Source organism: Ancylobacter sp., assembly GCF_965229075.1.
Taxonomy (GTDB): domain Bacteria; phylum Pseudomonadota; class Alphaproteobacteria; order Rhizobiales; family Xanthobacteraceae; genus Ancylobacter.
This window is the reverse complement of record NZ_CBDDIO010000002.1, coordinates 916,388-929,258: the sequence shown is the minus strand read 5'-3', so window position 1 is coordinate 929,258 and position 12,871 is coordinate 916,388. Positions and strand designations below refer to the sequence as shown.

Annotated in this window: 13 protein-coding genes; 9 read left to right on the top strand and 4 right to left on the bottom strand. The window is 67.2% G+C overall.

Going from position 1 to position 12,871, the window contains the following annotated elements:
• Nucleotides 1-4: 4 nt before the first annotated feature.
• The 5 genes from ACO07Z_RS10440 (at nt 5) to ahcY (ending at nt 4,890) form a co-directional block, all read left to right on the top strand.
• Nucleotides 5-1,909 carry a stimulus-sensing domain-containing protein gene (locus ACO07Z_RS10440; protein ID WP_421698663.1) on the top strand — a complete coding sequence of 635 codons (1,905 nt, stop codon included), beginning with the start codon at nt 5-7 and terminating at the stop codon, nt 1,907-1,909.
• 8 nt (nt 1,910-1,917) lie between these two features.
• Nucleotides 1,918-2,394: an HPr kinase/phosphorylase gene (locus tag ACO07Z_RS10435; RefSeq protein ID WP_421698662.1), complete on the top strand. Its 477-nt coding sequence runs from the start codon at nt 1,918-1,920 to the stop codon at nt 2,392-2,394.
• A gap of 183 nt (nt 2,395-2,577) precedes the next feature.
• On the top strand, nt 2,578-2,979 hold the full coding sequence (locus ACO07Z_RS10430; protein WP_421698661.1) for a PTS sugar transporter subunit IIA: 402 nt from the start codon (nt 2,578-2,580) through the stop codon (nt 2,977-2,979).
• Nucleotides 2,976-3,263, top strand: a complete 288-nt coding sequence (locus ACO07Z_RS10425; RefSeq protein ID WP_421698660.1) for an HPr family phosphocarrier protein — start codon at nt 2,976-2,978, stop codon at nt 3,261-3,263. Before ACO07Z_RS10430 ends, ACO07Z_RS10425 begins: the two co-directional genes overlap by 4 nt.
• A gap of 220 nt (nt 3,264-3,483) precedes the next feature.
• The gene (ahcY, locus tag ACO07Z_RS10420; RefSeq protein ID WP_421698659.1) at nt 3,484-4,890 is read left to right on the top strand and encodes an adenosylhomocysteinase; all 1,407 of its coding nucleotides are present in this window, start codon (nt 3,484-3,486) and stop codon (nt 4,888-4,890) included.
• Between the two features lie 136 nt (nt 4,891-5,026).
• Here the strand turns inward: ahcY and ACO07Z_RS10415 are convergent, their stop codons facing one another.
• Nucleotides 5,027-5,512 (bottom strand): GNAT family N-acetyltransferase, encoded by a 486-nt coding sequence (locus ACO07Z_RS10415; protein ID WP_421698658.1) that lies wholly within the window; start codon nt 5,510-5,512, stop codon nt 5,027-5,029.
• A gap of 159 nt (nt 5,513-5,671) precedes the next feature.
• Here ACO07Z_RS10415 and ACO07Z_RS10410 point away from each other — a divergent pair, with 159 nt between their 5' ends.
• A complete protein-coding gene (locus ACO07Z_RS10410; RefSeq protein ID WP_421698657.1) occupies nt 5,672-5,983 on the top strand; it encodes a hypothetical protein in 312 nt (103 codons plus the stop codon).
• Nucleotides 5,984-6,025: 42 nt separating this feature from the next.
• Here ACO07Z_RS10410 and ACO07Z_RS10405 read toward each other — a convergent pair whose 3' ends face one another.
• Nucleotides 6,026-6,799, bottom strand: coding sequence for a ferredoxin--NADP reductase (locus ACO07Z_RS10405; protein ID WP_421698656.1), 774 nt, complete (start codon nt 6,797-6,799; stop codon nt 6,026-6,028).
• A gap of 197 nt (nt 6,800-6,996) precedes the next feature.
• Here ACO07Z_RS10405 and ACO07Z_RS10400 point away from each other — a divergent pair, with 197 nt between their 5' ends.
• Entirely contained in the window at nt 6,997-7,422 is a 426-nt protein-coding gene (locus ACO07Z_RS10400; protein ID WP_421698655.1) for a VOC family protein, read from the top strand.
• 31 nt (nt 7,423-7,453) lie between these two features.
• On the opposite strand, the gene ACO07Z_RS10395 is transcribed toward ACO07Z_RS10400, so the two are convergent.
• Nucleotides 7,454-8,935, bottom strand: a complete 1,482-nt coding sequence (locus ACO07Z_RS10395; RefSeq protein ID WP_421698654.1) for a diguanylate cyclase domain-containing protein — start codon at nt 8,933-8,935, stop codon at nt 7,454-7,456.
• Between the two features lie 242 nt (nt 8,936-9,177).
• On the opposite strand from ACO07Z_RS10395, the gene ACO07Z_RS10390 reads away from it, so the two are divergent.
• Nucleotides 9,178-10,563, top strand: coding sequence for an aldehyde dehydrogenase family protein (locus ACO07Z_RS10390; RefSeq protein ID WP_421698653.1), 1,386 nt, complete (start codon nt 9,178-9,180; stop codon nt 10,561-10,563).
• Here the strand turns inward: ACO07Z_RS10390 and ACO07Z_RS10385 are convergent.
• Nucleotides 10,526-11,812 (bottom strand): Hsp70 family protein, encoded by a 1,287-nt coding sequence (locus ACO07Z_RS10385; protein WP_421698652.1) that lies wholly within the window; start codon nt 11,810-11,812, stop codon nt 10,526-10,528. The two genes, ACO07Z_RS10390 and ACO07Z_RS10385, sit on opposite strands and share 38 nt — an antisense overlap.
• Before the next feature lie 396 nt (nt 11,813-12,208).
• Between ACO07Z_RS10385 and ACO07Z_RS10380 the strand changes: the two genes are divergently transcribed.
• Nucleotides 12,209-12,871, top strand: a complete 663-nt coding sequence (locus tag ACO07Z_RS10380; RefSeq protein ID WP_421698651.1) for an exopolysaccharide biosynthesis protein — start codon at nt 12,209-12,211, stop codon at nt 12,869-12,871.

Here is a 12,871-nt window from a genome sequence, read left to right as displayed (position 1 = left end):
GCCCTTGCTCGATCCGGAACTGACCCGGAACGGCGCCGCCCCGGCGGCGGCCGAGGACGGGGACATGGGGGACGCGCCCCGCTCTTCCGAGCGGGCGGGGCTTCTCGGCGCCTTGCGCCGGGCGCGCAACTTCGTTGCCTTCAAAAGCTTTTCCAGCCTCACCCGCCGGATCGTGCTGCTCAACCTCGCCGGCATGTGCGTGCTGGTGTCGGGCATTCTCTACCTCTCCGAGTTCCGTGCCGGGCTGATCGACGCGCGGGTGCAAAGCCTGCTGGTTCAGGGCGAGATCATCGCCAGCGCCATCGCGGCCTCGGCGCAGGTGGAAACCAACGCCATCACCATCGACCCCGACCGGCTGCTGGAGCTAAAGGCGGGCGAGAGCTACGGCCCGGGCGAGGAGGGCTTCGCCCCGCTGGAATTCCCGATCAATCCCGAGCGCATCGCCCCGGTGCTGAAGCGCCTGGTCGAGCCCACCGGCACGCGCGCGCGCATTTATGACCGCGACGGCGCCCTGCTGGTGGATTCCCGCTCGCTCTATGCGCGCGGCGAAATCCTGCGCTTCGACATGCCCGCCCCCACCACGCCCAAGCCGAACTGGATGGAGCGCGGCTGGAACAGCATGAAGTTCTGGTTCGAGCGCGGCGACCTGCCGCTCTATCGCGAGCTGGGCCCCAACAATGGCAAGGGCTACCCGGCGGTGATGGAGGCGCTGCAGGGCAAGAAGGCGAGCGCGGTGCAGGTGAATGAGCGCGGGCAGGTGATCGTCTCGGTCGCCGTGCCGGTGCAGCGCTTCCGCGCCATTCTCGGCGCGCTGCTGCTTTCCACCCAGGGCGGCGAGATCGACGAGGCGGTGGCGGCGGAGCGGCTCGTCATCGTGCGGGTATTCCTCGTCGCGATGGCGGTCATGGTGGTGCTGTCGCTGTTGCTCGCCAGCACCATTGCCGGCCCGGTGCGCAAGCTGGCCGATGCCGCCGAGCGCGTGCGCCGGCGGACTCGCTCGCGGGTGGAGATTCCCGATTTCACCAGCCGCTCCGACGAGATCGGCCACCTCTCCGGCGCGCTGCGCGACATGACGGACGCGCTCTATTCGCGCATCGAGGCGATCGAGAGCTTCGCCGCCGATGTCTCGCATGAATTGAAGAACCCGCTCACCTCGCTGCGTTCCGCGGTGGAGACGCTGCCGCTGGCGAAGTCCGACAATTCGCGCGGCCGGCTGCTGGAAGTCATCCAGCACGATGTGAAGCGGCTCGACCGGCTGATCACCGACATCTCCGACGCCTCGCGGCTCGATGCTGAATTGCAGCGGCAGGAATCCGAACCGGTGGACCTGGTGCGCCTGCTCAACACCGTCACCGGCGTGCACAATGACGTGGTGCGCGGCGACGGCGTGCGGGTGAGCCTTGCCTTCGAGCCGCCGCCGGGCACAGGGGCGGCCTATGTCATTTCCGGCCATGATTCGCGGCTGGGCCAGGTGATCAACAATCTGATCGACAATGCCCGCTCCTTCTCCGCCAAGGGCGGGGAGGTGCGCGTGACCTGCCGGCGCCACCGCGACACGGTGGAGATCCTCGTCGACGATGACGGGCCGGGCATTCCGCCGCATGCGCTGAGCCGGATCTTCGAGCGCTTCTACACCGACCGGCCAGAGGAGCAGGGCTTCGGCCAGAATTCCGGCCTCGGCCTGTCGATCTCGCGCCAGATCGTCGAGGCGCATGGCGGCCGCATCTGGGCGGAAAACCGTCCGGCAGAGGCGCGCCCGCCCGAGCCGGCGCCGAAGAAGCCGCGCGCCTCGCGTGCCAAGGCCAAGGCGGCGGTTACGGAGGAGGCGCACGCGACGGACGAGACGGTGCCGCCCGCGCCGAAGCCGTTCGGCGGTGCCCGCTTCATCGTCCGCCTGCCGGCCAATTGAGGCGCGCTATGGCACCGGCGGATGGCGCGGCGGACGGCCTTCAACCGACGGTGCATGCCTCCTGCGTGCGGGTCGGGGACCGGGGCGTTCTGATCCGGGGACCGTCGGGGGCGGGCAAGTCGCGCCTCGCCTTCGCGCTCATCCTCGCCGGGCGCGGCGGACTGGTGCCGCCGGTGGAGCTGGTGGCGGATGACCGGGTGGTTCTGACGCAACGCGGGAACACGCTGTGCGCCGCCGCACCGCACGCGCTCGCCGGACTGATCGAGGTGCGCGGGGTCGGGCTGCGGCGTCTGCCCTTCGCGGCGGAAACGACGATCGACCTCGTTGTCGATCTCGGCGCCGCCGATGCGGCCCGTCTGCCGGAACCGGCGGCGCGGCGGGTGGTGATCGAGGGGGTAGAAATCGAGCGCCTGCCGCTGTTTTCCGGCGGCGATGGGCTGCAGCAGGTGCTTGCGCTGCTGCTCACCGCCCCGGGACCCGACTAGCACACCGTCAACGGTAATTTTAACCGGATGCGGGCCCGTGCGGATTTTCCCCAGCGGTACTTGCCATTCATGTGCAGCGCAACGATGATGTGCGCCCCGCAAAGGGGGCGGCGGGCGATCCTATCGGGGTGCCTCCTGCAGTAAGCATTGCAGTCGCGCCGGACCGGCGTGCGGCGGAGCAAGATGATAGGTCTCGTACTCGTAACGCACGGACGCCTTGCCAGCGAATTCCGCGCCGCGCTCGAACATGTGATGGGGAATCAAACCCAGATCGAAGCGATCACCATCGAGCCGGATGATGACATCGAGCGGCGGCGGCAGGACATTGTCGACGCGGTGGCGACGGTCAACACCGGCGGCGGCGTGGTGATCCTCACCGACATGTTTGGCGGCACGCCCTCCAACCTCGCCATCTCTGTCATGACTTCCCCGGATATCGAGGTGGTCGCGGGCATCAACCTGCCCATGCTGGTCAAGCTCGCCACGGTGCGCGGCGAAGTGCCGATGGAAGAGGCGGTGGTGCAGGCACAGGATGCCGGCCGCAAATACATCAACATCGCCAGCCGGGTGCTCGCGGGCAAATGATGGACACCTCGGTCGTCCTTACCCGTGAACTGCCCATCGTCAACAAGCGCGGCCTGCACGCCCGCGCCTCCGCCAAATTCGTGCAGACCGTGGAGCGCTTCGACGCCGATGTGCGCGTCACGCGCTGCGGCGAGACGGTGGGCGGCACGTCCATCATGGGCCTGATGATGCTGGCCGCCGCGCCCGGCACCACCATCGAGGTCGCTGCCTCCGGCCGGGAAGCCCAGGCCGTGCTGGACGCCCTCACCCACCTCATCGCCGAGCGGTTCGGCGAGGACGAGTAGGCACCACGAGGCACGGGCGCCCGCACGCCGCCTCGCCGCACATCCGAAATGGTCCGGACTGGAAGCGTCTCGCATGGCGCGGGCCTCGTCGTGCCGGTAAAACCACATGGAGCCTCTGGGTCGGCACGCGACATAAAGACATCTTTATGTCGTTATTGCTGTGTCAGGCTGTAGCTGCTAAACCGCGTGCCGAACCCGTCACACCGTCAGGAAGTCTCTCATGGCCATCGCCACCGACTACATCGTTAGGGACATCGGCCTCGCCGATTTCGGCCGCAAGGAAATCGACCTCGCCGAAGCCGAAATGCCCGGCCTCATGGCCATCCGCGCCGAATATGGCCCGGCGCAGCCGCTCAAGGGCGCGCGCATCGCCGGCTCGCTGCACATGACCATCCAGACGGCGGTGCTGATCGAGACGCTGAAGGCGCTCGGCGCGGATGTGCGCTGGGTCTCCTGCAACATCTTCTCCACCCAGGACCACGCCGCCGCCGCCATCGCCGCCGGCGGCACGCCGGTCTTCGCCTTCAAGGGCGAGACGCTGACCGAGTACTGGGACTTCACCGCCAAGCTGTTCGACTGGCACGGCGGCGGCGTTCCGAACCTCATCCTCGACGATGGCGGCGACGCCACCATGCTGGTGCATTACGGCCTGCGCGCCGAGAAGGGCGACACTGCCTTCCTCGATCAGCCCGGCTCGGAAGAGGAAGAGATCTTCTTCGCCCTGATCAAGAAGCTGCTGGCGGAGAAGCCGAAGGGCTGGTTCGCCGAAGTCGCGGCCTCGATCAAGGGCGTGTCGGAAGAAACCACCACGGGCGTTCACCGCCTCTACAAGCTGGCCGAGCAGGGCAAGCTGCTGTTCCCGGCGATCAACGTCAATGACAGCGTCACCAAGTCGAAGTTCGACAATCTCTATGGCTGCCGTGAATCGCTGGTCGACGCCATCCGTCGCGGCACCGACGTGATGCTGGCCGGCAAGGTCGCCTTCGTCGCCGGCTTCGGCGATGTCGGCAAGGGCTCGGCCGCCTCGCTGCGCCAGGCCGGCGCGCGCGTCATCGTCTCGGAAGTCGATCCGATCTGCGCCCTGCAGGCGTCGATGGAAGGCTATGAGGTGGCGACCATCGAGGACGCCTTCTCCCGCGCCGACATCTATGTCACCGCCACCGGCAACAAGGACATCATCACCGTCGACCATATGCGGCAGATGAAGGACCGGGCCATCGTCTGCAATATCGGCCATTTCGACAATGAGATTCAGGTCGCCGGCCTGAAGAACTTCAAGTGGACCAACATCAAGCCGCAGGTGGACGAGATCGAGTTCCCCGCCGGCAACCGCATCATCCTGCTCTCGGAGGGCCGGCTGGTGAATCTCGGCAATGCGATGGGCCATCCGTCCTTCGTGATGTCGTCCTCCTTCTCCAACCAGACGCTGGCGCAGATCGAACTCTGGGCGAATGTCGGGAAGTACGACAACAAGGTCTACACCCTCCCGAAGGTGCTCGACGAGAAGGTGGCGGCGCTGCATCTGGAAAAGCTGGGCGTGAAGCTGACCAAGCTGCGCCCCGAGCAGGCCGACTATATCGGCGTGCCGGTGGAAGGCCCCTTCAAGCCCGACCATTACCGCTACTGATCCCGCTACTGATCACCTGCCTCCCGTCATCCCGGACGGCCGCAAGGCCGATCCGGGATCGACGTGCCGGGCATGCGGCATGCGATCCCGGCGCTGCGCTCCTGCCGGGATGACGGCATGGGTCATTGGTTTCGCGTCACAGCTCCTTCTGCATGAAAATCAGGTCGAGCCGCCGGCCGAACTTGGTGCCGATGCCGGGCATGCGGCCGGTCTCGACGAAGCCGAGCCGGGCGTGCAGGGCGAGGGACGCCTCGTTGCCGCCGGTGATGCCGCCGATCATCACTTTCTTGCCGAGCGCCCGCGCCGGGGCGAACAGCGCTTCCACCAGCGCCCGCCCGAGTCCGCGCCCGCGCGCAGCCTCGGCGACATAGACCGAATGCTCGACGCTGATGCGGAAGCCCTCGAAGGGGCGGAAATCGCCGAAGCTCGCATAGCCCAGCACCTCGTCGCCCTCCACCGCGACGATGACGGGATAGTTGCGCCCCTGCCGGTCGCGCAGCCAGGCGCGGCGCGCGGCAAGATCGGCGGGCGTGTCGTTCCAGATGGCGGTCGAGTTCAGCACGGCATGGTTATAGATGGCGAGGATGCCGGAGAGGTCGTCTTCCACTGCGTCGCGTAGCATCATGTTCCCCGTTGCGCCGGTCCGGGCCGGCGAACGTCATTGAAGGGCGATCGCGCTTCCGTGTCATCGAAATTACACGGGCGGCGCTGGCATGCCGCGCGCCGGCTCCCCATATCGCCTAAACGCGGGGAGACCGCGCCAGGAGGAAAGACCTAAAGGATGAGCTCGACCGACCCGTTCGATCGCGTGCGTTTCACCGTCCGAAAAGTGAGCTGGTGGCAGGTGGCGCTCGTCGTCGCCGTCGCGCTGGCGCTCGGCACGGCTCTGGCCCTTGTGGCGGCCAGCGTGTTCCTCGTGGTCTTTCCCATCATCGTCATCGCCGGCCTCGCCTACCGCCTGTTCGGCGGGCGTCGGCGCGCGGCGGGCACGTCCGGCCCCGAGATCATCGAGGCCGAATACCGCGTGCTGTCGCCGGAAGAGGCGGCGCGCGCCGACCGCGACCGCTGGGACGCGGGCCGCCGGGTGCGCTGAGGCCCGGCGGCCGGTGCGGCCGCCGGCCCTGTTTTCAGGCCCTCACTTCTCGACGAAGGCCTTCTCGATCACGAAGTCGCCCGGCTCCGTGGTCGAACCTTCCTCGAAGCCTTTTGCCTTCAGGATAACGCGCATGTCGTCGAGCAGCTGCGGGCTGCCGCAAAGCATGACGCGGTCGTCTTCCTTGTCGAGCGGGGGTAGGCCGAGATCGGTGAACAGCTTGCCCGAGGTAATGAGATCCGTAATGCGGCCCTGGTTGCGATAGGGCTCGCGCGTCACCGTGGGGTAATATACCAGCTTCTCGCGCACCAGCTCGCCGAAGAACTCATTGTCCGGCAGCTCGTTCTCGATGAAATCCTGATAGGCCAGCTCGCCCACCGTGCGCACGCCGTGCACAAGGATCACCTTTTCATAGGCCTCATAGGTCTCCGGGTCCTTGATGAGGCTCATGAACGGGGCGAGGCCGGTGCCGGTGGAGAGCAGATACAGCCGGCGGCCGGGCACGAGATAGTCCACCAGCAGCGTGCCGGTCGGCTTGCGCCCGACGATCACCTCGTCGCCGACCTTCAGATGCTGCAGGCGCGAGGTCAGCGGGCCATTCGCGACCTTGATGGAGAAGAACTCCAGCGTTTCCTCATAATTGGCGCTGGCGATGGAATAGGCGCGCAGGAGCGGCTTGCCCTCGACCTGAAGGCCGATCATCACGAACTGGCCGTTCTTGAACCGCAGCGCCGGGTCGCGCGTTGTGGTGAAGGTGAACAGATTGTCCGTCCAGTGGTGAACCGACAGCACGCGCTCAGTGTGGAGATTGCTCATTTACAATCCATACAAGTGAAAACTTCCGAACAAACTGGAAGCTGATGTAATTCTTGGCCCCGGTTTACTGCGCATTCGCGCCGGTGTCGACCCTCTCCCGCGCGGGGAAACGGCAATGACGGCTTGCGCGAAACGGGCCAAGCGACAACCATCGCCCGCCGGTCGGGCGGTGCCATGCGTAGGATCAAGGAGACCCCATGTTCAGCCACATCATTCTCGGCGCCCGCGATCTCGACCGGCTGACCGCCTTTTACGACGCCGTGCTGCTGCCGCTCGGTCTGGTGCGGGTGGATGAGCCCTCCGATGGTGGTCCGGCCGGCTCCATGTGGGTGATGCCGGGGCGGCGCTGGCCGCAATTCTTCGTGCAATTGCCGTTCAACGGACTTCCCGCCAGCTGGGGCAACGGCACGCAGGTCAGCTTCGCCGCCCCCTCGCCGGCGGCGGTGGATGCCGCGTGGCGCGCGCTGGTCGACCATGGCGGCATCGATGAAGGTGCGCCGGGCCTGCGGCCGAATTACGCGCCCGATTACTACGGCGCCTATGGCCGCGACCCCGAGGGCAACAAGCTGTGCTTCGTCCACCTCGCCGAGCTGGAAGACCTGACCGTGCGCGGCGGCGCCTGAGCCACCCTTCCGCGCACGCGCCGAAGCGGCGTCAGAGGCCGAGATCGGAAGGCTGCCGATCGGCCTCGCGCGCGGCTTCGGCCCGGCGCACCACCGCTTCCAGCCTTTCGCCGGGCGCGCTGGTGGCGAGGCCGAGCGACAGGCTGAGCGTGGTGGCGGAATAGAACTGGTTGTTCAGCACGGCCAGCTCGCGGATGTTCTCCATCACCGTGTGGCCTATCTCCGCATCGGTGCCCGGTAGCAGCACGGCGAACTCATTGCCGGCAATGCGGGCGGCGCAATGCGGTGGGTCCACCGCCTTGGCAATGATCTCGCCGGCGCGGCGCAGCAGCATGTCGCCCGCCGCCTGGCCGAGCTGTTCGTTCACCCGTCGCAGGCCATTGAGGTGAATGGAGATGAGCGTGACCGGGAAAGGACCCCGCCGCTCCAGCCGGTTCAGCTCATCGACATAGAAGCTGCGGTTGTAGAGCTTGGTCAGCACATCGTGCTTGCCGAGATATTCGAGATAGGCCTCGGCCTTCTTGCGGGCGGTGATGTCGGTCAGCGCCACTTGCACCAGCGACCAATCATCCTCGTGGCCCGGCAACACCGAGAACTGCAGATGCACGTGCAGCGTCTCGCCGGAGAGCGTGTAGTTCACCACCTCGCGGGTGTGGAACAGGCGGCCATTCCAGAGCTCGATCAACTGTTCACGGAAATGCCGGTGCGTGTCGTCGCGGAAAATCTCGGCGGTGTTGTCGACGAGTTCCGCGGTGCTGGACGCGCCGAACATGTCCAGCGTGTGCCGGTTGACCTCGATCACGCGGATCTCGCTGAGGCAGCGCTCGACGAATTCCGGGTGCACATCGGTGAACACCCGGAAATCCTCGATGCCGCGCGCCCGCACATCATCCATCAGCTGCTTGATGGTGGAGAAATCCTCCACCCACAGCGACACCGGCGAGTGCTGGAACAGGCCGGTGGCGTAGCGCTCGGCATTGGCGGCCTGGCGGCGGGCGGTCTCGCGCGCCGTCACATCCTCGGCCGAGAGCAGAATGCGCCCCAAGCTTTCCTCATAGCCGGGAAGCACCGTGCCCTTGAGCTGGATATCGAGGCGCTGGCCGCCCAGCGTGTAATTTACCGCCTGGCTGGAAAAGCTGGTGTGTCCGTCCCAGAGCTGGGAAAGCTCCTCGATATGGGTGACGAGCATGTCGTCACGAAAAACCTTGTCGAGATTGGCGACGAGATGCGACAGGCTGTTGGCCTCGAACAGGCTCAGCGTGCGCTGGTTGACCTTGAGCACCTCGATGCGCGCCGAGCATTCCGCGACACGTTCGGGATGGCCCCGCAAATGTTCGCGCAGCGAGGTCACCCCCTCCGCCCGCCAGCGGTCGAACAGCGCGCGGACCGCGCTGAAATCTTCCAGCCACAGCGAGATAGGGGCCAGTTCGAACATGGATTCATGCTCGCTCGGCTCCGCCCGCGCGGCGATGCGGGGTCCCAGCGGCGATACGCTCGACTTGTTCGGCTTCATCGCGGCATACCGACCATGGTCACGAGGAGAGGTTGAGGCGGTCATCCGTACCCTACCCATTCCAAGCATGGCGCGACGGTAACATAGGGCCGCTCACTATGATTTAGGCCGGATTACGTGAGATTCGTCGCGCCTGCAACCCGTGATGAGCCCCCGCCGTGCCGGGGCTGTACGCGGCAATGGTATCTTATATCTTCCCCTCCCGCGCGGGGACCCCTCCGCGAAACCGGTGCAGGTGTGGCATGAGCGATATTGTCTGTATTTCGCCGATCGACGGCACGGAACTGGCGCGCCGCCCGGCGGCGTCGGAGGCGGCGATCGCGCAGGCGGTGGCTGGCGCGCGCGCGGCCCAGCGCGCGTGGCGGCAGGTGCCGATCGCCGAGCGCGCCACCCACGTGCTGCGCTTCCTCGATGCCATGCTGGCGATGAGCCAGGAAATCGTGCCCGAACTTGCCCAGCAGATGGGCCGCCCGGTGCGCTATGGCGGCGAGTTCGGCGGCTTTGAGGAGCGGGTGCGCTATGTCGTCGACATGGCGGAAGAAGCTCTCGCCCCGGTCATTCCGCACGACGCACGGCCCGGCTTCACCCGCTACATCAAACGCGACCCGCTCGGCCTCGTGCTGGTGGTGGCGCCATGGAACTACCCCTATCTCACCGCCGTCAACACCATCGCCCCGGCGCTGATTGCCGGCAACGCGGTGCTGCTCAAGCATGCCGCGCAGACCATTCTCATCGGCGAGCGGTTCCAGGCGGCGATGGACCGCGCCGGCCTGCCGGCGGGGCTGTTCGCCAATCTCGTGCTGACTCACGACCAGACCTCGCGGCTGATCGGTTCGGGCGCGGTCGACTTCGTCAACTTCACCGGCTCGGTGGAAGGCGGGCGCGCCATCGAACGGGCGGCGGCGGGCACGTTCACCCCGCTGGGGCTGGAACTGGGCGGCAAGGACCCCGCTTATGTGCGCGCCGACGCCGATCTCGACTTCGCGGTGGGCAATCTGGTCGACGGCGCCTTCTACAATTCCGGCCAGTGCTGCTGCGGCATCGAGCGCATCTATGTGCATGAGAGCCTCTATGACCGTTTCGTCGACGGCTTCGTTGATCTGACCTCGCGCTATGTGCTGGGCAATCCGCTGGACGAGGCGACGACGCTGGGGCCGATGGCGCAGAAGCGCTTCGCCGACCTTATTCGCGGCCAGATCCGCGAGGCGGTGGACAAGGGCGCGAAGGCCCATATCGACCCCGCCGGCTTCCCGGCGGACAAGGAGGGCACGCCCTATCTCGCCCCGCAGGTGCTGACCGGTGTCGACCACACCATGTCGGTGATGCGCGAGGAGAGCTTCGGCCCGGTGGTCGGCATCATGAAGGTGCGCGGCGACGAAGAGGCGCTGGCGCTGATGAATGACAGCATCTACGGCCTCACTGCCTCGGTCTGGCCAAGGGACCTGGTCGCCGCCGAGCGGCTGGGCGGCGAAATCGAGACCGGCACCGTGTTCATGAACCGCTGCGACTATCTCGACCCCGGCCTCGCCTGGACCGGGGTGAAGGACACCGGGCGCGGGGCCTCGCTCTCGCGCATCGGCTTCGAGATGCTCACGCGGCCGAAATCGTTCCATCTGCGCCACGGCTGAGCGAACCGTAGCGTCGGGCGGCCTCGATGGCGAGGCCGGTGCCGACCGAGCCGAATGTGTCGCCTTCCACCACCCGCGCCTGCGGCACGGCGGCGCGGATGGCGGCACGCACATGGGCGAGCCGCGTCGAGCCGCCAGTGAGGAACAGCGCATCGATGTCGCCCGCACCGAGCCCGGCCTGGGCGAGGCAAAGGTCAACGCGGCGGGCGATGCGCTCGGCGAGGCCCTGCGTGTGGGCAACAAGTTCCGCCGGCGTCAGCCCGACGGAAAGCCCCGCCTCCAGCCAGCCCAGATCGACCCGCGCTTCCGCCACCTCGGCCAGCGCGATCTTGGCGGCTTCCGCTTCCATGGCGAGCGTGTGGCCGCGCTGCTCCTCGATCACTCGGATCAGCCGCTCCACCCGATGCGGCTCGGCCGCTTCGCGTCGCACCTCGTTGAGCTCGCGCAGGGTCTTCTGGGTGTAGAGCCGGTTGATGCTGGACCAGGTCGCTAACTCGTGGAAATAGCCGCTCGGCACGTCGCGGCCGGGGCGCTTCATCGGGCTGCGGAAGCCGAGCAGCGGCATCAGCGTGCCAAGGCTGAGCGTGCGGTCGAAATCGGTGCCGCCGATGCGCACGCCGTCATTGGCGAGAATGTCGCCGCTGCGGTCCGCCCGCGCCCGGCGGGCGGGGCCGAGCCGGACGATGGAGAAATCCGAGGTGCCGCCACCGATGTCGGCGATCAGCGCGATTTCCTCCGCCCGCGTCTGCTGTTCATAGTCGAGCGCGGCGGCGATGGGCTCGAACTGGGTCGACACGTCGGCAAAGCCGATCTCCGCCGCGATGGCGCGCAGCGTGTCCTCTGCCTTGGCGTTGGCGGCCGCGTCCTCATCGACGAAGAACACCGGCCGGCCGAGCACGACGCGGGTGAGCGCCGTGCCGGCATCCGCTTCGGCCCGTCCCTTCACCGCCCGGAGATAATCGGCGATCACGTCGCGGAAGCCGATGGCGCGCTTGCCGATCTGCGTCTTTTCCTCGATCAGCGCGCTGCCCAGCACCGCCTTGAGCGAGCGCATCAGCCGCCCGTCCTCGCCCCCGACATAGCGGGCCATGGCGGCGCGGCCGATGGTGAGGTGGCCCTGCCGGTCATAGAACACGGCGCTCGGCACCGTGGTCTTCTCCGCCTCCAGCGCCGCCAGCACCGGGGCGCCCTCGCGCCAGAAGGCGAGAGTGGTGTTGGATGTGCCGAAGTCGAGGCCGCAGAAATTCATCGGAAGGCTCCCGCCGGAAGGGGCGCCTTCCTAAAGGCTTCGCTGACGCTGTTCAACTGACATGATGTTGACGCCGCCGGCCGGAGAGGCCACTTCTGGACGACAATCCGTAGGGGAAACGCCGTGACGCTGCATAATTGGACGATGAAGCACTCGATCGCCGTGGTCGTGATCACGCTGGTGGCCGTCGGCGCCTTCCTGTTCAGCTGGACCTGACGGGCAGGGCGGCGCCTGGTCCGCAGGCGGCTTCTGCCCCGAAGTTCTGGCTAACGTCACATTCCGTGCCTATGTGAAGGCAGGGTCCCGATGAGGGCCTGATCCGGAGTGCCGGCCCGCCTCGTGCGGCGGCAGGCACGCTCCCCGGTCTCATGGTTTCCGGGAGGAGTGTCGCCCGCCGTGCTGTCCCCGCCGCCCACCGACGAAAGTGCCGATGCCCGGCCGCGCGCCGAGCCGGATGCGACGCTTCGCCTCTCCGAGGTGCTGAGTGCCATTGCGGCCGATGAGACGCGCGAGCGCATCGCCGTGGGCGACCTGCTGAAGGTGATGCGGGAGCGGGCCTTCGGGCCGCTGATGCTGATCTTCGCCCTGCCCAACGTGCTGCCGACCCCGCCCGGCACGTCTTCGGTTCTGGGAGCGCCGCTGGTATTCCTCACCGCTCAGCTTGCCCTCGGCTGGTCGCCCTGGCTGCCGCCGCTCATTGCCCGGCGCTCCATCGCCCGGAAGGACTTCGCCGCGTTTGTCGGCAAGGCGACGCCCTGGCTCGCCCGCGCGGAGAAGCTGCTGCGCCCGCGCCTCGGCGGGCTGGCGCACCCGCCGGCCGAGAACATCGTCGGGGTGATGTGCTTCGTGCTGGCGCTGATCCTGGTGCTGCCGATTCCGCTCGGCAACATGCTGCCGGCGCTGGCCATCAGTGTGCTGGCGCTCGGCATATTGGAGCGCGACGGGGTGTGGATCCTCGCCGGCATGGCGATCGCCGTGGCGTCGCTCGGCGTCGTCTCCGGCGTTGTCTGGGCCTTCATCAAGGCCGGCCTGTACCTGCTGCATCAGCTGATCGGCTGA